This window comes from Micromonospora sp. LOL_023 (assembly GCF_048060115.1).
GTDB lineage: Bacteria > Actinomycetota > Actinomycetes > Mycobacteriales > Micromonosporaceae > Micromonospora_E.
In genome coordinates this window covers 52622-78176 of record NZ_JBHMIM010000021.1, presented here as the reverse complement: position 1 = coordinate 78176, position 25555 = coordinate 52622, and the positions used below count along the sequence as shown (strand labels likewise).

General features: G+C 71.5%; 18 protein-coding genes, 1 pseudogene and 1 riboswitch. Of the genes and pseudogenes, 6 read left to right on the top strand and 13 right to left on the bottom strand.

Translation table 11 applies throughout. The features are described 5' to 3' along the window. Window positions 1-3: 3 nt before the first annotated feature. A riboswitch (SAM riboswitch) is annotated at window positions 4-162 on the bottom strand. A 136-nt stretch (window positions 163-298) separates the two neighbouring features. The 3 genes from ACFHVL_RS13930 to ACFHVL_RS13920 all read right to left on the bottom strand — a co-directional run bounded on the left by ACFHVL_RS13930 (window position 299) and on the right by ACFHVL_RS13920 (window position 1853). Continuing rightward, window positions 299-670 carry an STAS/SEC14 domain-containing protein gene (locus ACFHVL_RS13930; RefSeq protein WP_416628156.1) on the bottom strand — a complete coding sequence of 124 codons (372 nt, stop codon included), beginning with the start codon at window positions 668-670 and terminating at the stop codon, window positions 299-301. A gap of 87 nt (window positions 671-757) precedes the next feature. Then, window positions 758-1588: an inositol monophosphatase family protein gene (locus tag ACFHVL_RS13925; protein ID WP_416628155.1), complete on the bottom strand. Its 831-nt coding sequence runs from the start codon at window positions 1586-1588 to the stop codon at window positions 758-760. A 4-nt stretch (window positions 1589-1592) separates the two neighbouring features. Beyond that, on the bottom strand, window positions 1593-1853 hold the full coding sequence (locus ACFHVL_RS13920; protein WP_416628153.1) for a hypothetical protein: 261 nt from the start codon (window positions 1851-1853) through the stop codon (window positions 1593-1595). Window positions 1854-2782: 929 nt separating this feature from the next. Between ACFHVL_RS13920 and ACFHVL_RS13915 the strand changes: the two are divergent. Beyond that, window positions 2783-3625, top strand: a pseudogene (locus ACFHVL_RS13915) (DUF817 domain-containing protein). Between the two features lie 107 nt (window positions 3626-3732). Here the strand turns inward: ACFHVL_RS13915 and ACFHVL_RS13910 are convergent. Continuing rightward, on the bottom strand, window positions 3733-5727 hold the full coding sequence (locus tag ACFHVL_RS13910) for an Hsp70 family protein (protein WP_416628151.1): 1995 nt from the start codon (window positions 5725-5727) through the stop codon (window positions 3733-3735). A 165-nt stretch (window positions 5728-5892) separates the two neighbouring features. Continuing rightward, window positions 5893-7362 carry a dynamin family protein gene (locus ACFHVL_RS13905; protein WP_416628150.1) on the bottom strand — a complete coding sequence of 490 codons (1470 nt, stop codon included), beginning with the start codon at window positions 7360-7362 and terminating at the stop codon, window positions 5893-5895. A gap of 301 nt (window positions 7363-7663) precedes the next feature. On the opposite strand from ACFHVL_RS13905, the gene ACFHVL_RS13900 reads away from it, so the two are divergent. The 3 genes from ACFHVL_RS13900 to ACFHVL_RS13890 all read left to right on the top strand — a co-directional run bounded on the left by ACFHVL_RS13900 (window position 7664) and on the right by ACFHVL_RS13890 (window position 13849). Further along, window positions 7664-10060 (top strand): LuxR C-terminal-related transcriptional regulator, encoded by a 2397-nt coding sequence (locus tag ACFHVL_RS13900; RefSeq protein WP_416628149.1) that lies wholly within the window; start codon window positions 7664-7666, stop codon window positions 10058-10060. Window positions 10061-10213: 153 nt separating this feature from the next. Further along, window positions 10214-11869: a hypothetical protein gene (locus tag ACFHVL_RS13895; protein ID WP_416628147.1), complete on the top strand. Its 1656-nt coding sequence runs from the start codon at window positions 10214-10216 to the stop codon at window positions 11867-11869. 165 nt (window positions 11870-12034) lie between these two features. Then, window positions 12035-13849: a dynamin family protein gene (locus tag ACFHVL_RS13890; RefSeq protein ID WP_416628146.1), complete on the top strand. Its 1815-nt coding sequence runs from the start codon at window positions 12035-12037 to the stop codon at window positions 13847-13849. A gap of 98 nt (window positions 13850-13947) precedes the next feature. Here ACFHVL_RS13890 and ACFHVL_RS13885 read toward each other — a convergent pair whose 3' ends face one another. The 3 genes from ACFHVL_RS13885 to ACFHVL_RS13875 all read right to left on the bottom strand — a co-directional run bounded on the left by ACFHVL_RS13885 (window position 13948) and on the right by ACFHVL_RS13875 (window position 18487). Then, complete coding sequence (locus ACFHVL_RS13885; RefSeq protein WP_416628145.1) at window positions 13948-14631, bottom strand: hypothetical protein; 684 nt, start codon at window positions 14629-14631, stop codon at window positions 13948-13950. 92 nt (window positions 14632-14723) lie between these two features. Continuing rightward, window positions 14724-15653, bottom strand: a complete 930-nt coding sequence (locus ACFHVL_RS13880) for an ABC transporter permease (protein WP_416628143.1) — start codon at window positions 15651-15653, stop codon at window positions 14724-14726. Then, a complete protein-coding gene (locus ACFHVL_RS13875) occupies window positions 15653-18487 on the bottom strand; it encodes an alpha/beta fold hydrolase (RefSeq protein WP_416628141.1) in 2835 nt (944 codons plus the stop codon). The genes ACFHVL_RS13880 and ACFHVL_RS13875 overlap by 1 nt, the downstream gene beginning before the upstream one ends. Before the next feature lie 99 nt (window positions 18488-18586). Here ACFHVL_RS13875 and ACFHVL_RS13870 point away from each other — a divergent pair, with 99 nt between their 5' ends. After that, complete coding sequence (locus tag ACFHVL_RS13870) at window positions 18587-20848, top strand: AAA family ATPase (protein ID WP_416628140.1); 2262 nt, start codon at window positions 18587-18589, stop codon at window positions 20846-20848. Window positions 20849-20933: 85 nt separating this feature from the next. Here the strand turns inward: ACFHVL_RS13870 and ACFHVL_RS13865 are convergent, their stop codons facing one another. Both ACFHVL_RS13865 and ACFHVL_RS13860 read right to left on the bottom strand, forming a co-directional pair. Continuing rightward, a complete protein-coding gene (locus tag ACFHVL_RS13865; RefSeq protein WP_416628139.1) occupies window positions 20934-21431 on the bottom strand; it encodes a GNAT family N-acetyltransferase in 498 nt (165 codons plus the stop codon). A 230-nt stretch (window positions 21432-21661) separates the two neighbouring features. After that, the gene (locus ACFHVL_RS13860; RefSeq protein WP_416628138.1) at window positions 21662-22573 is read right to left on the bottom strand and encodes a hypothetical protein; all 912 of its coding nucleotides are present in this window, start codon (window positions 22571-22573) and stop codon (window positions 21662-21664) included. Window positions 22574-22691: 118 nt separating this feature from the next. Here ACFHVL_RS13860 and ACFHVL_RS13855 point away from each other — a divergent pair, with 118 nt between their 5' ends. Then, window positions 22692-22904, top strand: coding sequence for a hypothetical protein (locus ACFHVL_RS13855; RefSeq protein WP_416628136.1), 213 nt, complete (start codon window positions 22692-22694; stop codon window positions 22902-22904). Here the strand turns inward: ACFHVL_RS13855 and ACFHVL_RS13850 are convergent, their stop codons facing one another. From ACFHVL_RS13850 to ACFHVL_RS13840, 3 genes are all read right to left on the bottom strand, one after another. Further along, window positions 22905-23348: a DUF3263 domain-containing protein gene (locus tag ACFHVL_RS13850; RefSeq protein ID WP_416628135.1), complete on the bottom strand. Its 444-nt coding sequence runs from the start codon at window positions 23346-23348 to the stop codon at window positions 22905-22907. Between the two features lie 142 nt (window positions 23349-23490). Continuing rightward, window positions 23491-24501: an ABC transporter permease subunit gene (locus ACFHVL_RS13845; protein ID WP_416628134.1), complete on the bottom strand. Its 1011-nt coding sequence runs from the start codon at window positions 24499-24501 to the stop codon at window positions 23491-23493. After that, complete coding sequence (locus ACFHVL_RS13840; RefSeq protein ID WP_416628133.1) at window positions 24498-25469, bottom strand: ABC transporter ATP-binding protein; 972 nt, start codon at window positions 25467-25469, stop codon at window positions 24498-24500. Before ACFHVL_RS13840 ends, ACFHVL_RS13845 begins: the two co-directional genes overlap by 4 nt. Between the last annotated feature and the right edge of the window lie 86 nt (window positions 25470-25555).

Here is a 25555-nt window from a genome sequence, read left to right as displayed (position 1 = left end):
GTCCTCTCATCTTCCCCAGCGCCGCACGTTGCGACGGGGACGGAATTGGCACCTGCCACGCCCTACCTCAGCTGACGACGCGTACGGGTCGCCTGGTCGAGTTGTGCGCGGTGGTTGCCGGGGCTTCGTCGGGCCGTGTCCCTCTGCCCCTCTGGATGAGGTATTGAGTTGTGTTTCCCAGCGAGTGTACGGGCGGCACCCGCCCCGGACACCCGCTCGTCCCAGGGTGTGAGCAAGCCCGCACCGATCGCCACCGACACTCGCACCAACAGCCAGGCGTCGAGGAGCCGGCCGGACGTCACACCGGGCGGGCCCGCCGCAGCCAGTCCCACGCCTGCGACTCTGCGCCGGCGTCGAAGTGCCGGATCTCGATCGGCGTCAACGTGTCGCAAGCCCGGGTCACCCATTCGGCGGTACGCGTGCCGCCGACCACCGCCGTCCGGTCGATGTCGGTCAGGTGGTCCCTGGCGAAACGTAGCCGGTCGTCGATGGCGGCCAACTGCATCCCCGGCAGCTCGTCGTCGGGCAACCGGCCGAGTACCGAGATCGACCCGTACTCGGCGATCATCTCCCGCAACTCGCGATACAGGTCCTGGTGCTCCTGCTCGGTCAGCTTGCCGGCCACCTCGTAGCCGAGCACATTGCCTTCCTGCCCGATCTTGGTGATCATTTCGCCCCCTCGTCCCGAATGTCGCTTTCTGTCGTCTTCCCCGGCTGTACTCCTTCCCCAACGGTCACCACCCACACCTGTCGGTCCTCAGCTGCCGACCGCCGCTGCCACCACGGCCAGGACCTCGTCGAGCAGCGGTGTCGGCGCGGCGATCGTCGCCGACGAGTCCAGGGTGTGCGGCGTACCGTCGACGTCGACGACCGCCGCCCCCGCCTCCCGGGCTATCAACGTGCCGGCGGCCATGTCCCACGGCTTGTTCGACAGCGCGATCGACACGTCGGCCCGCCCCTCGGCGACCCAGACCAGATCGATCGCGGCCGAGCCGAGCATCCGCACCCGCAGCGCGGTGCGCGCGATCCCGGCCGCGAGGGCGAACCGGGGCGCGTTGCGCTCCTCGGCGTCCTCGCCGACCGCGTAGTCACCGAGGTTGACCAGCGCGTCGGGCAGCCGATCGGCGCCCCGGATGCGGATCGGCCGGCCGTCGCGGTACGCCCCGCGACCGGCGGTCGCCGTGTACCGGCTGGCCAGGAACGGCAACTCGACCACGCCGACCACGGGACGCCGGTCCCGGACCAGGGCCAGCGACACCCCACACAGCGGTACGCCGTGGGCGAAGTTGACCGTACCGTCGATCGGGTCCAGCACCCACTGCTCGCCACCGCCTGCCCCACCGGTGCCGACTGCCCCACCGGTGCTGCCCTCCTCCTCGCCGAGGAACCCGATGTGCGGCGTGGCGTCGGCGAGGAACGCGCGCAGGTCCCGCTCCACCGCCAGGTCCACCTCGGAGGCGTAGTCCCGGTCGCCCTTGCCGGCCAACTGCCCCGGATCACGGGTCCGCATCAGCTCCGCACCGCGCGCGGTCGCCCGCACCGCTGTCGCCAGCAGCTCATCGAGGGTCGGTGGTGCGTCCGGGGCCACTGGTTCAGAAGCTGGCCGCGTACCCACGGCTCGACTCGATCGCGCTCTGCGCCAGCGCCGCCGCCTCGGCCAGCTTCTGCTTCGCCTGCTCCACCTTGGCGATGGTCTCGGCCACCTGCGAGTGGCTCGAACCGCTGGTGATCGCCCGCAATGCGGCCCCGCTGCCGCTCAGCGCCTCCGCGCTCGCCCGGATCGCCCCCACCTGCTGACCGACCTCGTCACCGAACCGGGCAACCCCCGCCTTGACCTCTTCGACCGAACTCACGCCAGCACCCTCCCCATCGGACCATGTACGGGACCACTCTGACGCTACCGGACCTGAGCCACGTTCACTGTTCACCATCCGACCGCGCCCGCCTCCTCGGGCCACCGGCGACACCACCTATCCACAGTTACCCTGAGTAGGCGTGGCAGGTCATGAAGTAAGCGGACACCGACACCCGTCAAGCAGCCGTGACAGAGCGTCAGTCGCCCGCCCTCCTCCGCACAACCATCCTGACTGGAGCAATGAAACCGCAGGTGAGAGCGGGTGCCTTCTGCCAGAGGGCCAGCCGGACGCCGGTCACGGCGACGGTCTTCGGGTCACCCGTGCACCTTTTCCCCCCCGCACCTTTCGACGATCACCGTCGGCAACGATAGAGTGGAGCCGGACCGTGTGGGACAGACCACGCCTGAGGGTACGGAGTTGCCGTGGGACAGGGTCGCAATCATCGAGGCATGCTGATCGAGCCGGATCACCGACGCCCGGCTCGACCGGTACTGCGAACACAAAGGGCGGCCGCGCCCGTCGGGGCGACCGTCGAGCACGCGCTCCGGCGTTTCATGCAGCTCGGTTCGGTCGGCGTCGACGAACGCGACACCGACACAGGTCTGCTCCGCGCCGGCCGGAACTGACCTCCACGCCGACTGCATCCCGCGTTGAGCGCCGTGAGCGGGTGCGGCGGCCAGCAAGCCGAGCGCGGTTTGCAGGGCCCGAGCAGGCTGATCAAGACCATCAACCGCTGGAAGTCCCGTACGAGTGAGGCGAGCAACAGTAGAGCTCGGTCATCGGTGTCGTGGTGTTCACGGATTCACACCCTCCCGGCCCTGGTCAACCAGTGCGATGTAGGCATCTTCAAGTGACGGGGTCGCGGTCGTCCGGGTCCGACAGCTAGGCGCCGCAAGGGATGACGCGGCGTGTGCACGTACTGAATCATGGCTGGCATGGCGACGGCGGTGTGGATCGGTGCGGACCTGCGGCGACGGGCCGCCCTGCTCCTACGTTTCGGCTGGGTCGAGGCGAAGTCGTGCGGCTTCGCGGTCGCGGTCTTCACCTGCCTGGCCCTGACCTCGGTCGTGCCGCTACCGATTCCCCGCTACGACGCCCTGCTGATCTGCATGGTCGCCCTGACGATCGGCCTGTGGCTGGTCGGCTGGGAGACCGGCCGCGAGGTCGCCGTCATCGCCGGCTTCCACCTGGTCGGGCTGGCCTTGGAGCTGTTCAAGGTGCAGGTCGGGTCCTGGTCGTACCCGGAGGAAGCGCTCACCAAGATAGCCGGCGTCCCGCTCTACTCCGGGTTCATGTACGCGGCGGTCGGCTCGTAAATCTGCCAGGCGTGGCGCCGCTTCGACCTGCGGGTCACCGCGTACCCGGCCGTTGTGGTGACCGTGCTGGCGGTCGCCGTCTACGCCAACTTCTTCACCCACCACTACCTGCCCGACGCCCGCTGGGTGCTGGCCGCGCTGCTGCTGATCGCGCTCCGGCGTACCTGGGTGCACTTCACCGTCGATGACGCCCGGCTGCGGATGCCGTTGGCGCTGGCGTTCGTGCTGATCGGGTTCTTCCTGTGGGTCGCCGAGAACATCGCGACGTTCCTCGGTGCCTGGACGTACCCGGATCAGCAGCACGTCTGGACGTTCGTGCACGCCAGCAAGTTCGGCTCCTGGTCACTGCTGGTGACCCTGTCGTTCGTCCTGGTCGCGTCGGTCAAGGCCACCGAGGGACGGCTGTACGGCGACCGACCCGAGCCCAGCGTGACGACCGCCGACTCAGCCTGACAACCCGCCGGCCCGGCGGCGTCGGCCGACGTAGCGGGGGCCGAAGCGGCGGTGCCCGTGGCACGAGAATGCCCTGGGCACCGCCGCCGAGACCTCACAATCGGTGGTTACTCCCACCTGATCTTGACGCAGTTGCCGGTGGTGTAGCTGCCGTTGTCGTGCCTTGCCAGCTCGTGGGCGGAGTTCGCGATCCGGGCACACACCTTCGGCTTGTCGCCGACAGCGTTGATGAACGCCGGGTCGTTGGTCGAGACCACCGACGGCTGGTTGGCCTCGACGTACCAGAATCCCTGCTGGTTCTGGGGCACGTGGCTACCCATGATGTCGTCCGGCGGGTTGGTGCCGTCGCTGCCGTAGATGTGCAGGTGCCATCCGCCGTTGACGGACGGTCGGTTGCCGCCGAACTCCGCGTCGTACTCGACGGTCAGCTCGCCACCGGCGACTCTGGCCGAGGTGAGGCAGACCCAGGTCCAGTTGCTCTTGATCTCGTCCGTGCACTGCTCGTCGGCCGGCACCTCGGGGACGGCTTCCACCTCGTCGTCCGGAGTCGGCTGGTCAAGGTCCGTTCCCGCGCCCTGCGCCTGGTCGCCGATACCCTGGCCCACCGGTTGCTGAACCTCGGTGCCCTGTCCGCCGCTGGTCAACGCGTAGGTCACCCCAGCGCCGGCCAGCAGCACCACCAGCACCGCGGCGGCCACGATCAACGGGCCCCGCCCGCGTTTCGCCGACGACCCCCGCGACGGGTCGGTCGCGGAGTAGTCAGGTGCCACCGACTCGGCCGCACCGACCTGCTCGGTACGCGACGAGTAGGTGGCCCCGAGGTTCGTGCGCCCGGCAGCGCCGCCGACAGCAGTCGGTGTGCCCTCGGTACCGACGTACGCCCCCGACGGGGGCACCGGAACAGAAGCCGATCCCGTGGGTGGAACACGGTACGTCGCCGTGGTCGGCGACGCTGCGGGTGTACCTGCCATGCCGTGCGACGCCGACATGGCCGGCGGCGCCGGCGCGGGTGGCTGTCCACCCGTCCTGGCCTGTCCCGGCAGCCCGAGAGCGGCCAGCCAGGCTGCCCCGAGCGAGACCGAGTACTTGGGGTGCGCGTCGACCGCCACCGGCCGGCCCAACTCGGAGCCGACCAGCTGGGAGACGATCGGCATCCGCGACGAACCACCGACCAGCAGTACCGAGTGCAGTTGCTCCGGCGAGCAGCCGGCGGACCGGACCGCACGGTGCAGTGCCTCGATCGAGCCGTGCAGCACCGGCCGGACCATCGCCTCGAGCTCGGAGCGGGTCAGCCGGATCTCCGTGGAGATGTTGGGCAGCAGCACCGGGATGGAGGTGTCGGTGTCGGACGACAGTGCTTCCTTGGCCTGGATGCACTCGTCGCGCAGCCGGGCAACCGCGGCGATCGCCGCCGGATCGTCCTCGTCGAGCTCTTCGAGCTTGCCGCCGAGTGCCGCCCGGACATGGTTGAACACGGCCGCGTCGAAGTCGATGCCGCCGAGCCGTTCGATGCCCTCCGGCTGGCCCAGGATCTCGAACCCGGTCGGGGTCTTGCGCAGCACCGCCGCGTCGAAGGTGCCGCCGCCCAGGTCGTACACCGCTACCACGGCACCGGGCTCGATGCGCAACTGCTCCGCGTAGTTGACCGCCGCCCCCTCCGGCTCGGAGGTGTAGCTGACCGGCAGGTCGAGGTTCGCCATCCGCACCGCCTGGCGGAGCAGGTCCATCTTGTACGGACCCCAGTTCGCGGGGTGGGAGACGCAGATCGAGCCGGGGAAGCCGCCTTCGCGGCGGGCCACTTCCTCCACCACCGAACGGAGCAGGCGGGACATCAGCGCTTCGGCCGACTGCGGCACCCCGCCGAGCAGGATCGGGGTGGTGTCACCCAGTCGTCGTTTGAACTCGCGGGCCACCCGCTGCGGCTCGGAGAGCCCGCGGCGGTGCGCGGCCTCACCGGTCAGAAACGTCTCGTCCTGACGCAGCAACACCACCGACGGGATCGCGGAGCTGCGTCCGCCGAGCGAAACGGTCTCCACCCGACCGTCCCGCCAGACCGCCGCCGCAGTGAACGTTGTTCCGAGGTCTATGCCAAGTGCGTACATCGTGAATGCTCCGATGAGTTCGTGGAGACAGCTAGGGCCAGGCTCTATTGGGCCGGCCGCAGGTCTGGCTGAGACCGTGCGGTCGGGTCGCTTCGGCTGAAGGTAGCGGTGTGACGCGAGTAGCCCCAGCTCGGCTGGCCTGCTCGCCGAGCCACGGAGAGGCGCTCACCAGGGCCGCCGTTGTTCGGCGATCATGCCCTCACATGACCGGACCGCCACCCGGGCGGCCATCGACATCTCGTACGAGGTCATCGGGCTCTCGGCCCGGCGCTGCCAGCGGGTCAGCGCATCGGCGGCGCCCGCGGCCAACTCGGCGGCTGACGCGTCGGCCGGCAACCGCAGCCGCTGGTGGACCGCGGCACCCGCGCCGCCGATCAGCTGCTCCAACTCGGCGACGACCTCGGGTTTTCCGGTGACCCAGCCGGAACGCAGGCTGGAGAGCACGCGCAGCTCGTTGAACGGATGCGCGGACGCGATGATCTCCTCGACCGCGCCGGCCACCTGCTCGCTACCGGGCCGGACGCAGACCCGGGTCACATCGGCCAGGGCGAGCAGCGCGGATCTGGACTTGAGCACGTCCCGGCGCTCGAAGAACAGCGAGCCGAGGACCTCCCGCAGCTGAGCTAGCCCGCTGCGCTCGGTCAACTCCTGGGACAGCTCGGTCGCGGTGGTGGCCGGATTGTGCCGCAGCATGGCGGCGGAGAGTCGGACGCCGAACAGGCCGAACCGGCCCAGCAGCGCCTCCCGTTCGATCGTGGTCAGGCCGAGTTCCGGCATGTTCTGCAGGAAGCGGTCAGCGGAGAGCAGCAGCTGCTCAGCCTGAGCCACCGGCAGCTCGGCGACCCGTCGTAGCTGCGCGACCTCCGATTCGGTGAGGGTCGCCGCGGTCTCGGCCAGCAGCCCGGCGACGGGTACGACGGACTGCACCAGCCGCCGGATGTTCGCGTCGCCGCTCATCCGCTGCGCGATCCGCCGCGCCGACGCCATCGCGTCGAGGCGGCCGACACCGATCTCGTCGGCCCGCGACAGAATGCCGATGGCGTTCACTGGGTTGGGTCGCGACACCTCGACGTCGTGGAAGGCCCGCAGGAACTCGACATCGTTGGCGTGCAGGTGACGCATCAGGTAGACGACCGCGTCGGCGGGGGTCTCCTCGTCGTCCGGGACGAGTAGATCCCAGGACCGCTGCGAGGTCTGCTCGGACAAGGATCCGATGCCCGGGGTGTCGATCAACGTCACGGTACGTAACGCCTGTGACGGCCAGGTGACCACCAGTTGGGCCACGTCGTCCACGGCCAGGTCACCGAGGTCCACCTCGATGGCGCCCTCGTCGCGGCTGAACCGCAGTTGACGCGGCTCACCCTCGGCGGGCAGGGCGAGCACCCGGTAGGTGTGCCCGTCCTGGTACCAGGTGACGATGCGGGTGCACTCCCCGGCGTCGGTGGGCGCCAACCGGTCACCGACCAGGGCGTTGAGCAACGTCGACTTACCGGCCTTGATCCGACCGGCGATGGCGACCCGCAACGGTTCGTCGAGCCGTCCGGCGACGGCGGTCAGCCGACGCTCGTACGGCGTTGCGCGATAGACTTCGATGGCTTGGTTGAGTACGCCGCGCGTACGGGTGATCAGGCTCATCCGGTCACCTCCTGTGACCGCTGCCTGCGTAAGCGGATCCGGACCAACTCGGACTCCACATCCTCACGCCGCTGCTTCCTGGTCTGCTTGAGTGTGCCCTGCTGTCATTTCCACGACGGCTGTGCCGTCGACAGGACACGCAGACATCCCGGCCACCTGCCGACCAGCGTACTTCCGGCTGGTCGTGCAGCCCCCCGGCAGAGATGCTTCCGCGGCTCAAGCCGAGCGTCTGCTCGGCATCCGACAATCGAGGCGCAGTCGATGCGCCGCAGCACACGGTACACGCGTACGGTGTCAGGCCATGCGGCGGCCACCGGTGCCACCCGTAGACTACCGGACCGATGCGGGGCGAGGAGGGGCTGCACGGGTGACTGTCGTGGTGGGTGTGGACGGTGCCGGGCGGACGCATCGGCTCGGCGAGATCGCCGCGGCCGCCGACCGACCGGTCGTACGCGTGACGCCGGCGATCGCCGACGATCTCACCGGCTGCCTCGCGCAGGCCCGGGCCGAGGGTGCCGTCGTCGTCGTCGACGACGCCCACCGATTGACGCCGCAGGTGCTGCGGGCGCTGGCCGTCGCCGCCCGGGACGGCACGGCGATGGTGGTCGCCCGAAGACCCACCATCGACCGGCCGGAGCTGGCGGACCTGGATGAGGCGGTCGCCGCCGCGGGTGTGGTCGAACAGCTCGGCCCGCTCGACCCGGACGCGCTGGCCGCGCTGGTGGCCACCGCGCTCGGCGAGCCGCCGACAGCGCGACACCTGGCGGCGGTCCAGACTGCCTCGGCCGGTCTGGCCGCCGTCGCGGTCGCGGTCGCGGCCGACCCGGACGGCACACCGCCGGCGCTGGTCGCCCGGCTGCAACGTCGGATCACCGGGCCGGGCGACAGCCCGGCGGCGCTGGCTGCGGTCCTCGCGCTCGGACTCGGACTCACCGACGACGTGGTCTGCGCCGCGGCCGGCCTGGACCTGACGCAGACGGCGGCCGGGATGCGTGCCCTGCGCGACATGGGACTCCTGACACCCGACGGCGAACAGATGATCCCGGCGGTCGCCCGCGCGTTGCTGGCCGACCTGTCCGCGTCGGAGCGGCGGCGACTGCACGAGACCGTGGCGCGGGCGCTGCTGGCCACCGGCGCGGAACCGGTCCGCGCCGCCGCGCAGCTACGCGCCGCGCGGGCCCGGACACCGACCGCCGCCGACGTCTACCGGCAGGCCGCCGACCAGCTCCGGTTCACCGACCCCGGCGCCGCACTGTCCTGGTACGACGATGCCCTCGACGCCGGTGCCGACCCGACCCTGGTGGCCGCAGGCCGAGCCGAAGCCGCGACGCTGCTCGGCTTGCCGGTCGACCTGGACGGCCCCGCCGCCGCACCGTCCGACGCGGCCCGGCTCGCGATGGTCGCCGGTGCCGCCGCCGCCTACGACGGCCGGGCCGGCCGGGCCGCCACGGCGCTGGTCGGCGCCGGCGATCCCGGTCCGGTGCTGGCCGTCGCGGCGTTGATGGCCACCGGCCAACCCGAATCGGCGCGAACGGGGGCCACCGGCCAGGCACCGCTGCCGTTGCGGCGGCTGGCCGAGGCGTCGCTGACGGTCGGCGACCCGGGCGAGGCCCTGCCGCTGATGATCGAGGCGGCCGAGAGTTTCGAGCAGACCCCGCCGGCCGTCGCGGTGCCCGACCTGCCACACGCGCTCGGCGCGCTGGTGGCGGTGACCGCAGGGGATGTTTCCTCCGCCGAGTACCTGCTGGGGCGGGCCCTGACGAGCGGGATCGGCGGGCCGGTGGCGGTGAACCGGCATCGTCTGCTGTTGGCCTGGGCCCGGATGCGGACCGGCCGGTACGACACCGCGCTGGCTGAGCTGCGCCGCCTCGACGACACCGCGCTACCCGGCCGCGAACGGCTGATGTACGCCGGTCTCGCCGCCGGCATCGCCCGGCGCAGCGGGGACATCGCCCAGTTGCGTACGGCGTGGGCGGTCGCCGACCCGGTGCTGGCCCGGCGGGCGGTGGATCTGTTCCAGGTGGAGGTGGTCGAGGAGTTGCTGGTCGCGGCCGCCCGGCTACGCCACCATCAGCGGATCACGCCGGTCATCGACGAGTTGGACGGCATCGTCGACCGGCTCGGTCGACCGGCCGCCTGGGCCGTCTCGATCGGCTGGATCCGGCTGCAGATAGCCGTCGTCGGCGAGGACGCGGCCGCTGCCGCCGCCGCAGCGGCCCGGCTCGGTGCGATCGATCCGGACGGACAACGGCAGCAGGCACAGTGTCGCGCCGCCGCCCGGTGGGCGGACACACTCACCGGCGAGGTCGACGCGGACGCCGTTCTGAGCGACGCCGCCGACCTCGCCGCGGCCGAGCTGCCCTGGGAGTCGTCGAGGTTGATCGGGCACGCGGCCATCCGTACCACCGACGCATCGGCCGCCCGCCGGCTGCTGGAGCGGGCCCGGGACCTGTCCAGGGTGGAGGTTGCTGCGAACGACACACAGCCGGACGCCTCCCGTGGTGGCCTGTCGGACCGGGAGGTGGAAGTAGCACGGTTGGTGTTGGCCGGTCGCACCCACCGTGAGATCGGGACGCAACTTTTCCTGTCTCCCAAGACAGTCGAGCACCACGTGGCCCGGATCCGAGCCAAACTGGGTGCCACCAACCGGGCCGAACTGATCGCCACGCTGCGCAGCCTGCTGCCGGCGGAGGCATAACCTGTCGGTTAGCCGACCTGCGGTTGGCCACACCCCCTAGCCCCCGGAACCTGGCAGGGGGGAAGCCCCGATGCGGGGCACCGGTGGCGACCCGCACGCTTGTACCTGTCCAGCCGATCAGCGCAGGACCCAACTTTCTTCTGAGGAGACGTCATGGCCGCCGTAGAGATCACCCCGCTGATCATCGAGAAGATCCAGGCAATGTTCGAGAAGGTGTTCAGCAGCGAGGCGGAGACCGCCAAGTTCCTCGACGACCCGGCCGGGGCGTTCGCCGCCAACGACATCGACGCCGAGACGCTCAACTCCGTCGACATCGACCAGGTCGTCAACGACGCCGCGTTCGGCAGCAACGACGGATTCTCCGGCGGTGGGGGCGGCGGCTTCGGGGGCGGCGGCGGGGGCAGCTTCGCCGGCGGGGGCGGCGGCGGCAGCTTTGCCGGCGGGGGTACCGGTGGCGGTGCTGGCGGGGGCGGCAGCTTCGGGGGCGGCGCCGCTGGTGGCGGGGGCGGGGGCGGCGGATTCGGGGGCGGCGCGGTCAACGTGCCGACCCCTGCGGCGGTGCAGCAGGTCACCACGGTCACCCAGAACTTCACCACCCAGAACTTCACCGACAACTCGCAGAGCTTCACCGACAACTCCACCGACATCGACAACTCGGTCGACGTCGACGTGGACGGCGAGGTCGACGGTGACCTCGAGATCGACTCGACGAACCTGAACCAGGCTGGCGACGGCAACGTCGCCAACACCGGCGACGGTGACGTCAACGCGGCTGTCGGTGACGGTGCGGTGGCTCAGCAGGGCGACGGCGACCAGGTCGCCGCGACCGGCGGGTCGGTGGCCGCCGGCGACGACGCGTTCGGCGTCACCGGTGACAACTCGTCGCTGGAGTTCGTCGACGGCGACAAGGTCACCGCGGGTGACGGTGCGGTGATCGGCACCGGTGACGGCGACGTGCTCGGGGCGACCGGTGACGGGGCGTTCCTCGGCAACTCGGAGTCCGGCGACGTGGTGGGCAACACCGGCGACAACGCGGTCACCGCCGGCGACGACATCGACGGCGTGGTCAACACCGGGCTCAACACCGGAGTGATCGCCGACGGCGACGTCGACCGGACGGTGCTGGGCGACAACACCGGCATCGTCGCCGACGACGTGGACAAGGCCGTCGTCGGGGACAACAACCAGGCCGCCCAGTTCGACATCGACACCAGCGGCGCCGCTGGCGGCAACGCCAGTGGCACCGGTGGAGCCGGTGGCACCGGCGGCAGCGCCGACGCCGACGGCGGCAACGCCGGCGACGGCGGGACCGGGGCCGGGGTCGGCGCCGGCGTCGGGGTCGGGCTGCGCGGCGACGGCGAAGGCAGGGGCGAAGGCGACGGCGAGGGCGGGGCCGGTGGCGACGGTGGCGCCGGCGGCAGCGCCGTCGGTGGCAGCGGCGCCGGTGGTGCCGGCACCGGCGGGGACGCCAGCGGTGGCGCCGGTGGCGCGCTGGGGCCAATCAACATCAACTTCGGTGGCGGCAGCCAGCAGAACACCACCGACTCCCAGATCGAGGACTCGTCGCTGGCCTCCGGTGGCAACTCCGCCAGCACCCAGGACTCCTTCAACGATCAGTCCACCAACGACTCGTTCAACGACCAGTCGACCGACAACTCGATCGAGAACGAGGACTCGTTCAACACCGACGATTCGTTCAACACCGAGGACTCGTTCACCGCCGACGACTCCTTCAACAGCAGCGACTCGTTCGGTGGCAGCCCGGCCGCGCCCGACGCCGCGCCGGAGGCGCCACTCGGGGCGGCGTGATCGCACGACAACCACACAACGGTTCGGCCGCTGTCGGGCGGCCAGCCGACTGAGCGCCAGGATGGCGTGGTGGGTCCGGGGGGCTTACCACGCCATCCTGGCGCTCGGAGCCGGTTGACCACCTGACTGCGGCGCGCCGTAACCTACGGAACGGGAGGAGCGACGTTGACCACCACCACGGCACCACCTGACGCTGACGGCACACTCCAACGGGCGACCCAGATCGTCGACCTCGCGTTGCGCGCCTGTGAGGCGTACGAACGCACCGACCTCGCCAGCCGGTTGGCCGCCATCCGGCAGACCCTGGCCGACCCGGTGGTGCACGTCGTCGTCGTCGGCGAGTTCAAACAGGGCAAGAGTTCGCTCGTCAACGCACTGGTCGGGACGAAGATCTGCCCGGTCGACGACGACGTCGCCACCGTGCTGCCGACCTACATCCGATACGGGCAGGAATCGTCGGCGAAGCTGCTGTTCAATGACGACCCGGCCCGGCGGGAGCCGCTCGCGGTCGACCGGGTCCGCGACGTGGTCCTGGAGAACGACGTCGAGGGCACCCCCGAAGGTGTCGCCGGGGTGGAGGTCCGCCTGCCGCGCAAGCTGCTCGCCAACGGCCTCGTCATGGTCGACACCCCCGGTGTCGGCGGGCTCGGCTCGGTCCACGCGGCGGCCAGCCTGGCCGCCGCGTCGATGGCCGACGCGCTGCTCTTCGTCACCGACGCCGCCCAGGAGCTCACCCGAAGCGAGTTGGACTTCCTGCGGCAGGCCCGCGAGGTGTGCCCCACCGTGGTGTGCGTGGTCACCAAGACCGACTTCTATCCGCAGTGGCGCAAGATTCGCGACCTGAACGCCGGACACCTGGGCGGCGAGTTGGAGATGCCGATCATCCCGGTCTCGTCCGCGCTGCGGCTGCGCGCCGTGACCGCCAACGACAAGGATCTCAACGCCGAGTCCGGCTTCCCGGAGCTGGTCAAGTTCGTGACCCAGCGGGTGGCCGGCGGAGCGGCGACCCGGGTGGCCACCCAGGCCGCGGCCTCGGTTGTCGGGATCTGCGAGCAGATCGAGAACCAGTTCCAGGCCGAACACGCCGCGCTGGCGGACCCGGCGGCCGCTGCCAAGGTGGTGGACGAGCTCACCGCGGTCAGGCAGCGGGTCGAGGCGCTCAAGGCGGCCGCCGCGAAATGGCAACAGACGCTGGCCGACGGGATCTCCGATCTCAACAGCGACGTCGACCACGACCTACGGGCCCGGCTCCGCCGGATCCTCGAGGAGGCCGACGCCGCGATCGAGGAGATCGACCCCGCCGACGCCTGGGACGAGACGGAGCGCTGGCTGCAGGCCCGTGTCTCCCACGAGCTGCTGGCCAACTACATGATGCTCCGGGACCGGGCGATCATCCTCAGCGACGAGGTGGCCACCCACTTCCAGGAGGCAGCCGGCCAGGTACTTCGCCAGGTCGCCGTCACCGACCCGATACAACTGGTCGGCAGTGCCCAGGTGGAGCACAAGATCGAGCTGGCGAAGATGAAGCTCGGCAAGCAGGCGATGGTGGCGCTCAAGAGTGCCTACGGCGGTGCGCTGATGTTCGTCATGCTGGGTTCGTTGACCGGGATCGCCCTCGGCCCGATCGGGGTGGGGATCGGGTTGGTGATGGGTCGCAAGGGCCTGCGCGACGAGAAGAAGCGGCAGCGTGCGAACCGGCAGGGCCAGGCCAAGAACGCCGTACGGCGCTACTGCGACGAGGTCAGCTTCGTGATGACCAAGGACTCGCGGGACACGCTGCGCCGGATTCAGCGTCAGCTCCGGGACCACTACAGCGCCCTGGCCGAGGAGCTGTCCCGGTCGAACGCCAAGGCGCTGAGCGCCGCGTCCGAGGCCGCCCAGCGGACCAAGGCCGAGCGGGAGACCCGGCTACGCGATCTGAAGGCCGAGCTGGACCGGCTTCGCCAGCTGCGGGAACACGCTACGGCCGTCGTCGGCTGACCGAAGCCGGTCAGCCCGGAAGCTCGATTCTCGTTTCATCGTGATCCCGTCGCAGAATTTCATCCTGCGACGGGATGCTGGCTCCGGCGCGCGCCCAGCTAGCCGAGGTCGTCGATCTCCGCAGCGTCGCCCGACGCCGCCGGCACCGCCCATGGGTCGACCGGCAGCAGCGGATCGTCCGGGAGGTCCAGCGGATCATCCGTACCCTCGAACGTGACCGGCTCCGCCGCCTCGGTGGCTGGGCCGGCGGCGACGGCGTCGGCCTGTTCCACCACCGGGCCGTCGCCGTGGCCGAACGACGCCTCCAGCGGAGCGCCGTCGAACGTGTCAGGCCGGCTGGTGACGGCGCCGCTCGCCTCGTCCAGGCTCTCCTCGTCCAGGAAGTGGTCGTCGTCGGCCTGCTCGACCGGGGCGTCGAGCTGCGGCACTCCGTCGAGCCCGGCGGCATCGAGCGACGCGGCATCGAACCCGGCGTCGTCGAACCCGGCGTCGTCGAGCACGGCCGTTGGGGCGGCGGCGAGCAGATCGAGCGGGGATCCCAACCCGGCCATCGCGGTGCCCTCCTCGCCCGGGACCGGGCTGTTGGCCATGACGAGCGGGGCCAGATGTTCGGCCACCTCGGCCGGGGCGGTCTCGGCATAGCTGACCACGGCCTGGGTGAGTAGCTCCGCTGGCAGGTCCGCGTAACCGTTGGCGTGCAGCACGGCAGCGACCTCGCCATGGGCTGCGGCGTCGCCGGTCAGCCCAGCGAAGATCTCATGCAAGGATCGCGCCGGTGCCATGTGACCACTGTAAGAAGGTCACCCCCGGCACCGGCAAGGGGGACATCCCCGATCCCGCCCCTAACCCGGGGTGCCGCCCTGCGGTCACGAGGTCACGAGGTCACGTCCTTGTGGGTGAAGCGCCAGAAGGCCAGGGACAGAAAGATGGTGGCGTAGGCCAACGCCGCGATGCAGCCGCGCACGATGTCGTCGGTCTGCCCAGGCGTCGACAACAGCCCCAGCCAGGCCGTGCTGAAGTGGGTCGGCAGAAACTCCCGCAGTACGCCGAGCGCGGTGATCTGGTCCAGGATGCTGGACAGGATCCACAGCAGCACCGCGCCGCCGACCGCGCCGAGCGCCGCGTCGGTCGACACCGACAGCAGGAACGCCAGCGACGCCACGATCAACAGCACCACCGCCAGGTAACCGAGGATGCCGAGCAGCCGCAGCACCCCTTCGCCGGCCGGAATCTCGGCGGCCACCGTCGAGCGCAGCGGCGACCAGCCGTACCGCAGGGTGCCGACCAGCAGTGCCGTGGCGGCCAGGATCAACAGCGACAATCCCGAGTACGCCAGGGCGACGACCAGCTTCACCGCCAGCAGTCTGGCCCGGGGCACCGGCACGGCCAGCAGGTAGCGCAGGCTCCCCCAGCTGGCCTCGCTGGCCACCGTGTCGCCGCAGAACAGCGCCACCGCCACCACCAGCAGGAACGTCGACGACACGAAGATGGTGAACAGGGTGAAGTTCAGCCCGCCGGAGGTGGCCAGCTCGACCAGGCTGGCGAACTCTCCGCCGCCGTTGTCGTCGTCGCCGTCGTCGAACTCGAAGGCGATCAGCACGATCAACGGCAGCAGCACCATGAAGCCGAGCGTCAGCTGGGTGCGCCGACGCGCCGCCTGACGGCGTACCTCGGCCCACAACGGCAAGGTGGCGCGGGCCCGGTAGCCGCCGGCGGCGCCGGACGGATCGGCCGGCCCGGTGCCCGAGAGGCCGGCCGGTCCCGCGCCCGGCTGTTCCGCGCTCGGCGATTGCACAGCAGACATCAACGGTCCCCGCTTCCCCGTGAGTTCTCGCCGACCAGAGCGAGAAAGGCATCCTCCAGGCGGCGGCGCGGCACCACCCGGTCCACCGCCACCCCGGCCCGGACCAGCTCCGCGACGACTTCGCTGCGCGCGGTGCCGTTGACATCGACGATCAGCCCGGCGCCCTCGGCACCGACGGTACGCACCCCCGGCAGCCGGTCCAGCACCGTCTCGGCGGCGGCCACGTCCGAGACGTCGAACTGCACGCTCGGCGAGTCGCCGACGATGTCGTCGACCGGCCCGGCCGCCACGATCCGGCCCTTGTTGACCACCACCGCGTGGGTACAGGTCTGCTCAACCTCCGCCAGCAGGTGGCTGGAGACCAGCACCGCCCGTCCGCCGGTGGCGTACCGCCTGAGCACCCGGCGCATCTCGGCGATCTGCGGCGGATCGAGCCCGTCGGTCGGTTCGTCGAGAACCAGCAGCTCCGGCAGGCCGAGCATGGCCTGGGCGATGGCCAGCCGCTGCCGCATGCCGTGGCTGTAGTTGCGGATCTTCCGGTGCACCGAATCCCCGAGACCCGCGGTTTCCAGGGCCTCGTCGAAGTGCGCGTCGGCCGCCGGGCGTCCGGTGGCCCGCCAGTACGCCCGCAGGTTGTCGATGCCGGACAGGTGCGGCAGGAATCCGGGCCCTTCGACGAGGGACCCGATCCGGGACAGCACCGGTGAGCCGGGCACCAGCCGGTGGCCGAAGACCAGAATCTCGCCGGCGGTCGGCTGGGTCAGTCCCATCAGCACCCGCAGCGTGGTGGTCTTGCCGGCACCGTTGGGCCCCAGCAGGCCGACGACCTGGCCGCGCTCGACGGTGAAGTCGACCCGTTGCACGGCGACGAAGCCGTCGGCGTACTCCTTGCGCAGGTTGCGCACGACCAGTGGGGTCTGCGCGTGTTCGGCGTCCACGGTGTGCTCCACCCGCCGGTGCCGCAGCCGGACGACGGCCAGTACGACGGTCAGTCCGACGGCGATCGCGGCGATCAGTCCGGCGAGCACCCAGCGCCACAGCGCCGCCGAGGTGGCGATCGGCTCCCCGGCGACCTGCGGCAGGGTCACCGGCGTGGTGTCGGCCGTCCCGCCGGTGCCGACGGCGACGGTGTAGACGGTCGGCTCGACCGGGGTGGCGTACGCCTGGTCGGAGGTGGCGACGACGACCCGCAGCAGGTTGCCGGCCTCGAAGCGGTGCACGATCGCCGGCAGGGTCACCTCGACGCCGGTGGCGTCGGCGATGTCGGCCGGCAGCCCGGTCAGCCGTACCGGGGCGACCAGCCCGCCCGGCAGGTTCATCGTGCCGTTCGGGTCCACGTCGTAGAGTTTGACGAACAGCACCGCCTCGCCGGTCGGCGACGCGGCCCGGATCGTCACGGTCGGGGCGCCGACGACATCGAGCGGGTCGGCCAACGGTGCCGAGTCGAAGTGGCCGTGCTGACCAGGCAGGTCCTGGACGAAGCCGCCGGCCAGGCCGGCCAGCCCACCGCCGATCGGCAGCGAGGAGATCGCCGCCGGGTTGCCGGCCGGCGGGTTGACGACCGGCTGCGCCGGCCCGCCGACGGTCACCCGCGTCGTGCCGGTGCCCCCGGTGCCCGGGTAGTCGGTGATCCGGTAGCCGGTGGCGACCAGGCCACGGTCCATCGCGTCGAAGCCGGCGATCCGTGACCAGGTGAAGCTGTCGTCCGGGGCGTCGCCGTTGCCGGCCACGTAGTGGTCGAGCCAGCCGGCGGTGAGAAACTTGACCCGGTCCTGGTCGGTCAGCGGGCCGGCACCGCCGTCGTGGCCGCCGGTGTACCAGGCGACCCGCACCGGAGTGCCGTTCGCGGCGATGCCACGGGCGTTGGCGTCGGCTTCGGCGAGCGGGAACAGGGTGTCCGCGCCGCCCTGGACCAGCAACGTCGGCGCGGTGATCTGATCGAGTACGCGGTCCGGGCTCGACTGGTCGAGCAGCGCCACCGCCTCGGGGGTGCCGCGTCCGTTGGTGGCGATCTGCAGGTACGCCGCACACACGTCGGCGGCGAACCGTCCGCACGCCGGGTCGAGGCCGGCAAGGTCGACCGGCGTGCCCGGTCCCCCGACCGGCGTGCCCGGTCCCCCGACCGGCGTGCCCGGCGCCCCGGCGGGCACCGCGCCGCTGCCGAAGAACAGCCCCGCCCAGCCCTTCTTGAACACTCCATCCGCTGCGTCCGCGCCAGTGGACTCGGGCAGGAACGACCGGGCCAGATCGTTCCAGGTGATCATCGGCACGATCGCGTCGACCCGGTCGTCCTGGGCGGCCAGCAGCAGCGCCAGCGCGCCACCGTACGAACCGCCGACCACGCCGACCTGTGGATCCCCGGCCGCGTCGGTGCGTACCTCGGGGCGCTGCGCCAGCCAGTCGAGCAACCGTTGCGCGTCGCGTACCTCGTAGTCGGGGTTGTTCAGGTGAATCTGCCCGCCGCTGGCCCCGAACCCGCGCGCCGTGTACGCCAGGACGGCGTATCCGAGTGCGGCAAGCTCCTCGGCGTCGGCGGCGATCGTCTGCTTCGAGCCGCCGAAGCCGTGGGCGAGCAGCACCGACGGCACCGGGTCGGTCGCCGACGCGGATTTCGGCAGGTAGAACGTGGTGTCCAGGTCCACCGGCTGGTCTCCGTCCGGCCCGGACAGTACGGAGATCCGTTGCTCGGCGGCGGTGTACGGCACCGACTCCGGCCAGAGTGCCCAGGTGAGGACCCCGGCGACGACGGCGAGCGTCAGCAGACCACCGGCCAGCCGCCGCTGGTTGGGGCGGGGCAGGGCACGGCGGAGCCGCGCGGACATCGGAGTCGGCATGAGCCACACGGTACGACCACCGCCCGCTGCGGACCTGTGAACCCTCTCAGCCGGCGCCACGGCCGGCGGCGGGGTGCGCCCGACGGTTAGTCTCGGCGGGTGGCCGACCGCGAACTGACCTTGACCGCCAGCCTGCGATCTGCGGCGTTGGATGCCCGTCGGGGCATCGTCCGGTTGCACCCGGAGGTGCTGGCCGCGCTCGGTATCGCCGCCGGCGCGCCGGTGCGGCTGACCGGGCGACGGACCAGTGCCGGGGTGGCCACCCGCGCCGAGGCCGGCGCCAGCCGGGCCCTGCTGTACGCCGACGACCTGACGCTGGGCAATCTCGGTCTGCGCGACGGCGGCCAGGTGACGGTGTCACCGGCACCGGAGGTGGCCGCCCGGCGGGTGACCCTGGACGGGCCGGCGGAGATCATCGCCGTGGTCAGCCCGGAGATGCTGCGGTTGGCGCTGCTCGGCAAGGTGGTCACCGCCGGTGACAACGTGTCGCTGCTGCCGCAGGACGTGCTGTCCGACGCGGCGCACCGCGGCCTGATCGAGGCCGCCCGGCGCAGCCTGGCCAACGTCGTCGGGTACGCCTGGACCAGCACCCTGCTGACGGTGACCGCAGCCGAACCGGCCGGAGCCGGTCCTGGAGCCGGGGTCGACGGCGCGGAAGGGGAGGCGCTGCTGGTCACCATGGACACGGTCGTCGGCTGGCAGCATGGTGCCGTCACCCACGGCTCGACCGGTGAGGAGGTCCGCCCGCTCGGGCGGGTGTCGCCGGTCGAGGCCCCCGACTTCGTCGACGAGCCGCTGCCCAACCTGGACGACCTGCCCGGTCTGCGGGCGCAGGCCGACGAGCTGACCGAGCTGCTCGATCTCGGGTTCCACCACCGTGAGGTGCTGACCCGGCTCGGCACCACCGTGTCGCTCGGCGTACTGCTCAGCGGCCCGGCCGGATCCGGCAAGTCGGCGCTGGTCAAGGCGGTGGCAGCCACGTTGGACGCCCGGGTCGAGGCGCTCTGGGCACCGGAGATCGCCGCGCTGACCAACGACGCAGCCGCCCGGCGGCTGCGTCAGGCCGCCGACTCGGTACGCCGGGGTGACGCGGCGGTGCTGCTGATCTCGGACGTGGACGCGCTGGCACCCCGCGACGAGCCAGGGCCGCTGGCGACGGTGTTCCGGCAGTTGCTGGCCGAGACGGTGGCCGCCGGGGCGGCGGTGGTCTGCACCACCAGCCACCCGGAGGCGCTCGATCCGGGCCTGCGCGGGCCGGACCTGCTGGCGGTGCAGATCGCGGTGCCGTTGCCGGACGCCGCGATGCGCCGCGAGCAGCTGACCGTGCTGACCCGGGGCATGCCGTTGGAGGAGGACGTACGGCTCGACGATGTCGCCGGGCGTACCCCTGGGTTCGTTGCCGCCGATCTGGCCGCACTGGTCCGCGAGGCCGGCGTGCGGGCGGCGCTACGGCAGAAGTCGGCGGACGCGCCGGTGGTCACCATGGCCGACTTCGACGCGGCGCTGGAGGTGGTCCGGCCGACGTCGATGGCCACGTCCACGCTGGAGCTGGCCCGGGTGACGTTGGCCGACGTCGGCGACATGGCCGAGGTCAAGGAGATGCTCACCGAGTCGGTGTTGTGGCCGCTGACCTACCCGGACACGTTCGCCCGGCTCGGCGTGCAGCCGCCGCGCGGGGTGCTGCTGTACGGTCCGCCGGGCTGCGGCAAGACGTTCCTGGTGACCGCGCTGGCCGGCACCGGCAAGGCGAACGTGTTGTCGGTCAAGGGCGCCGAGCTGCTGTCCAAGTGGGTCGGCGAAAGCGAGCGCGCGGTCCGTGAACTGTTTCGCCGGGCCCGCGAGGCGGCTCCGACCCTGGTCTTCCTCGACGAGGTGGACGCGCTCGCCCCGGTCCGCGGTCAGGCGTCCGACGGCGGCACCACCGACCGGGTGGTGGCGGCGCTGCTGACCGAGCTCGACGGGGTGGAGGCGCTGCGTAACGTGGTGGTTATCGGGGCGACGAACCGGCCCGACCTGATCGATCCGGCGCTGCTGCGGCCGGGCCGGCTGGAGCGGCTGGTGTATGTGCCGCCACCGGACGGCGAGGCCCGGGTGGCGATCCTCAAGGCGGCGTCGAAGTCGGTGCCGCTCGCCGAGGAGGTCGACCTGGTCGAGCTGGGTGAGTCGTTGGACGGTTTCTCGGCGGCCGACTGCGCAGCTCTGATCCGCGAGGCGGCGCTCGCCGCGATGCGGGAGTCGCTGGAGGCGTCGTCGGTGACGGCGGCGCACGTCGCGTCGGCCCGGGACCGGATCCGGCCCTCCCTGGACCCGGCGCAGGTCGCCTGGCTGGCCGCCTACGCGGATCAGCAGTCCGCCCGGTGACGCCACTCGCTCACGCCTGACCGGTGGGTGCGGCCGGGGTGGCGGGCAGCGCGGGTGCGGGCAGCGCGGGTGCGGGCAGCGCGGGTCAGCCGGCTAAGTCGGTGGTGAAGGCCTCGTCGAGCCAGAACCGGGCCTGCACCTGGCCCTGCTCGACGCCGATGACCGCGCCGCTGCGGCGCAGCAGGTTGATCGCGGCCCGGTTGGCGGGGGTGGTCCGGGCGACGACGACGTGCGCGCCGATCCGGACCGCCTCGTCGAGGACCGCCCGCAGGGCGGCGGAGGCGATGCCCCGGCCGCGGGCGGACCGGCCGAGCCAGATGCCGGTCTCCACCACCTCGGCCGGGGTGTCGAGTCGGGTGAGCCGCACCCCACCGACGACATCCCCGCCGACGGTGACCGCGTACATGATGCTGCCGGCGGGACCGACCTGGCCGCCGCCGAAGTGGGAGCGGTGGAACTCGCGGAACGCGTCCCGGCGGGCGGCGGTCCAGCCGGCCGGTCCGGGGACCGGCGGCATCACCTCGCCAGGCTCGGCTTCGGCCACGGCGGCGGAGAGCAACGGCTCGATCAGCTCGTCTCTCATCGGTGTCAACCGCACGTCATGCCGCACGGCGGTAGTCTCCCAGGCCGGCGCCGACTCCGCCTTACTCATTCCGCACCTCCCATCTACCCAGCTACTGGCCGCTGCGATGGTTATTTGCTCAGCGGCGGCCCCGGTGAAACGGCACTTTCGTCGTCGGTGCCGGCGCGACTGACACCGAACACCGCCGCCACGACCAGTCGTTCCAGCTCAGAGGGGATCGACAGCCGGCATCACCCGCCATCGAAAAGGCAAAATACGGCGGTCGCGTCGTCGTGCTGCTTGCGGCGGGGCGCCCGGCCGGCGTGATCTACCACACGTTCGGCCGCGCGTACCCGGCGGATCAGTTCGGCCGGACCGGCGGTGCCGAGCAGGTCCAGCAGCCCGGCCCAGTCGAACAGCTCGAACTGTTCGACCGCGCGGGACGCTCCGTCGCTGAGTAGGGCGGCGCGGACGATCCGACCCGGGCCGGTCAACGGCAGGGTGCCGCTGAGCGCCCGGTTGGCGGCGGCCGGGTCGGCGGCGGCCACCCAGTAGCCAGCTGGCTGGTTGGTCTGCTGGCGCTGCCACCGCACCGCCCGTCGGTAGCTCGCCTGCTGGTCGTTCGGGCCGTCGGACCGGTGCTGGTCGGGTTGTCGGGCCATCGCCGCAGCCAGCCGGTCGTCGGCCACCACCCCGACCTCGCCGTCGCTGCCGAAAACCAACGGGCTGTCGCAGAGCACCAGATAGTCCAGGTGGCCACCGGATCCGCGCAGCAGGCACACCGTCGACGACGGGGTGCCCGGATGCGCGAGATCGCACCGACCGCCGTGATCGTCGCGTACCGCCTGGATGGCGTCGGTGAGCAGGCCGGCCAGGGGCGCGGTGGGCGCATCCGCGGCGGCCAGGCCGATCCGGGCGGCGAGCCGCCGTACGTACCAGGCCGGCCCGTGGACGCAGCCGCTGTCGAATCCGACGGGTGCGGTGGCGCCGTCGAGGACGCCGACGAGGTTCCCGTACTGGAAGACCTGGTCTTCGTTGTCCGATTGGCCGGGTGCGGCTACCGAACAGCCGTCGACCCGCATGGTCGGCGGGGTGGGCAGCGCTGCCGCCGACTCGGTCGTCGGGGGCTGGTCGTCCAGGCCGTCGGGAATCACCCTGAGCATCTCTCACTAACTCTCGGAATCAGGTCCGTCACCGAAGGTAGCTTGACCGGTAGGTAGGTGTCGAGAGTCTTCAGCCGCGCGGCGCGCGTCGACACCAGGACACAGGGGGTCAGTCAAAATGTTGCAGCAACTGCACGAGAAGGGTCTCCGGGCCGAACACATGTACGCCGCCGGCATGGTCAGCATCGCGCTGTCGTTGACCAGCTGGGTGCTGTCCAAGAAGCTCGAAAAGGCGGGGACCGAGCGGGCCGACCGGTGGGGGATCTTCGTCGGCGAGTGGGCACCGACGTTCATCGCGCTCGGCAACGGCCTGAAGATGTACGAAAAGTAGTCAGCGACGGCGGGCCCGCGACCGCGTGGCCCGCAGCCGACGCAGCCGGGCCACCAGCACCGGCTCGACGGCCAGCGCCGCCGGGTTGTCCAACAGTTGGTTGAGCAACTGGTAGTAACGGGTCGCGGAGAGTCCGAAGGTGTCTCGGACCGACTGTTCCTTGGCGCCGGCGTGCTTCCACCACTGGCGTTCGAAGTCGAGGATCCGCTGCTCGCGCTCGGTCAGGGTGGCACTGGCCGGCTCGACCGCCGGCCTGGTCGAGTCGCTGTCGGCCGGCGGATCGACGTCGGCGTGTTGGCCGGCATCGAGATCAGCCCCGGCGCTGGCCGGATCGTCGCTGTCGGCCGGCGGATCGGCGGCGAACCGTTGCCGGGGTACGCCGGTCGACGCGCGAGGCTCCGCACCCCGGCCGGGCCCGGTCCGGGGTTCGTCAGCAGCCGGCACCTCACCAGCGTAATCGCCGTCCAGCCGGGACGCATCAGCCAGCTTGCCCACCACTGGCCGTGTCGGGCGACCTTCGTCACCCGCACGGCCGGGCTGCGCTCGCGCGGCAGCGCCCGGCGGGGTGCCGGCTCGGCGTGCCGGCTCAGCTGATGTCGCGGCGGCGCATCGACCACGCCGCCACCCCGAGGACCAGTGCCAACGCCACGACCAGCAACGCACCGGTGTGGAGCCAGGTCAACTCCGACGTCGGCGGTACGCAGCCCGCCCGCCAGTCGCAGGCCCGCCAGTCGGTGACCTCGACCGACGAGTCCATCCAGGCGATCCAGTAGGTCGGCAGCAGCCACAACTCGATGTACCGCACCTGGAGCGCGTCGGCGATGGCGGCGAGACCGGACTGGCCGACCACCAGAACGCCGAGCACACCGCCGAGCGCCAATGCGGTGTGCCGGCCGATCGAGGCCAGGCCGAACCCGGCGGCGGCCGCGGCGACGACCAGCGCCACCGACCGTAGGTCGGTCAACGCGAACGAGCGCCAGGCACCTACGGTCACCCCTTCGGCGCTGCCGCGCAGCAGCGCCGTCAGCCAGTACGCCACGGTCCACAGCACCACGGCGGGCACCGACACGGCCAGTACCCCGGTGAGCAGGGCAGCGAGTTTGGTGAACAGCACCCGCAGCCGCTGCGGTCGCCACAGCAGCAGATTCATCATCGCGCCGGAGGTCCACTCGGCTCCCACGAACGAGGCGCCGGCCACGAAGAACACCAGGACCAGCAGACCGGTGAACGTGTACAGGGTGGCGGGGAAATCGTCGCGGAACACGAAGGTCGGCGGCAGGTAGTACTCGGCCGGGAACATGTCACGGGTGGGCGGGGGAATGTCGGCACAGTTCGGCGGGAACTGGTTGAGGTCGGGCTCGCCGGAGGCATGGCTGCGCTCACATTCGGCCTGCCAGCGTGCAGCCGACTCGACGGCGAGGTCGAACTCGCGCTCGGCGGTGCGCTCGGCCTGTGCCACCGCGTCCGCGTCTACCTTCTCGTTGGACAGGAACGCCCCGGCGACGACTGCGACCAGCACCAGCAGGGCGGCGAGCACCAGGTAGCGCACGAAGCGACGCTTGCCGAGCCGCCGCAGCTCCGCCCGGTAGAGGTTCATCGCCCGGCTCCCGTCTCGTCGCCGCCGGTCAGCTCCAGGAAGACGTCTTCCAGGTCCACTGTGACCGGGGACAGCTCGCTGACGTATAGGTCGGCGGCGGCCAGGGTGCGGGTCACCCAGGCGGGCTGGGCGACGCCGTGCACCAGCAGATGGTCGGCGTGCCGGTGCACGGTGACCGCGGTTTCGGCCGACGGGTCCAGCGTGGTTTCTGCCGCCCGGACCAGCGCCGTCTCGGCAGCAGGCAGGTCGGCGACCGCTTCCAGGCGTACCCGCAGTCCACCGCCGGAATGGGCGGCCATCACCTCGGCGACCGGCCCGGCGGTGATCCGCCGGCCCCGCGCGATGATCGTGACCGAGTCGCAGATCAGCTGGATCTCACCGAGGATGTGGCTGGACAGCACCACGGTGGTGCCGCTGGCGACGAGATCGCGCATCAGGGTGCGCATCTCGCGGATGCCGGCCGGGTCGAGCCCGTTGGCCGGCTCGTCGAGGATCAGCAGCTCGGGTTCCTTGAGCAGCGCCGACGCCACAGCGAGGCGTTGACGCATGCCAAGGGAGTAGGTCCGGACCCGGTCGCCGGCCCGGTCGGTGAGCCCGACGAGGTCCAGCACGGCGGGCACCCGGTGCGGTGCCACCCCGCCGGCCTGCGCGAGCAGGGACAGCGTCTCCGTGGCGCTGAAGTGTGGAAAGAACTGTGGACTTTCCACGATGGCGCCGACCCGGCGGATCACCTCCGGCAGCTGCTCGGGAACCGGCTGGCCGAGAATCGCCATCCGGCCGCCGTTCGGGGCGACCAGGCCGAGCAGGGTACGCAGCGTGGTGGTCTTGCCGGAGCCGTTCGGGCCGAGGAAACCGTGCACCTGCCCGGCCTCCACCCGCATGTCGAAGCCGTCGAGGGCGTGTCGGACCCCGCCCCGGCGGCTGCGGTACGTCTTGCGCAGCCCGGAAATCTCCAGTACGGCCGCCATCCGCCGCCCTCCCCCGCGTATCTGCTGTCAGGACAGCGCACACCATACGCGGGCTCGCCCCTGCGGCGGTGACCGCCGACACCCGC

What these genes read in the sequence shown, in the direction of transcription:
- ACFHVL_RS13930 (WP_416628156.1), bottom strand. Translation starts at nt 670, where the DNA reads ATGATCACCAAGATCGGGCAGGAAGGCAATGTGCTCGGCTACGAGGTG.
- ACFHVL_RS13910 (WP_416628151.1), bottom strand. Translation starts at nt 5,727, where the DNA reads ATGTACGCACTTGGCATAGACCTCGGAACAACGTTCACTGCGGCGGCG.
- ACFHVL_RS13905 (WP_416628150.1), bottom strand. Translation starts at nt 7,362, where the DNA reads ATGAGCCTGATCACCCGTACGCGCGGCGTACTCAACCAAGCCATCGAA.
- ACFHVL_RS13900 (WP_416628149.1), top strand. Translation starts at nt 7,664, where the DNA reads ATGCGGCGGCCACCGGTGCCACCCGTAGACTACCGGACCGATGCGGGG.
- ACFHVL_RS13895 (WP_416628147.1), top strand. Translation starts at nt 10,214, where the DNA reads ATGGCCGCCGTAGAGATCACCCCGCTGATCATCGAGAAGATCCAGGCA.
- ACFHVL_RS13885 (WP_416628145.1), bottom strand. Translation starts at nt 14,631, where the DNA reads ATGGCACCGGCGCGATCCTTGCATGAGATCTTCGCTGGGCTGACCGGC.
- ACFHVL_RS13880 (WP_416628143.1), bottom strand. Translation starts at nt 15,653, where the DNA reads ATGTCTGCTGTGCAATCGCCGAGCGCGGAACAGCCGGGCGCGGGACCG.
- ACFHVL_RS13875 (WP_416628141.1), bottom strand. Translation starts at nt 18,487, where the DNA reads ATGCCGACTCCGATGTCCGCGCGGCTCCGCCGTGCCCTGCCCCGCCCC.
- ACFHVL_RS13865 (WP_416628139.1), bottom strand. Translation starts at nt 21,431, where the DNA reads ATGAGAGACGAGCTGATCGAGCCGTTGCTCTCCGCCGCCGTGGCCGAA.
- ACFHVL_RS13860 (WP_416628138.1), bottom strand. Translation starts at nt 22,573, where the DNA reads ATGCTCAGGGTGATTCCCGACGGCCTGGACGACCAGCCCCCGACGACC.
- ACFHVL_RS13855 (WP_416628136.1), top strand. Translation starts at nt 22,692, where the DNA reads ATGTTGCAGCAACTGCACGAGAAGGGTCTCCGGGCCGAACACATGTAC.
- ACFHVL_RS13845 (WP_416628134.1), bottom strand. Translation starts at nt 24,501, where the DNA reads ATGAACCTCTACCGGGCGGAGCTGCGGCGGCTCGGCAAGCGTCGCTTC.
- ACFHVL_RS13840 (WP_416628133.1), bottom strand. Translation starts at nt 25,469, where the DNA reads ATGGCGGCCGTACTGGAGATTTCCGGGCTGCGCAAGACGTACCGCAGC.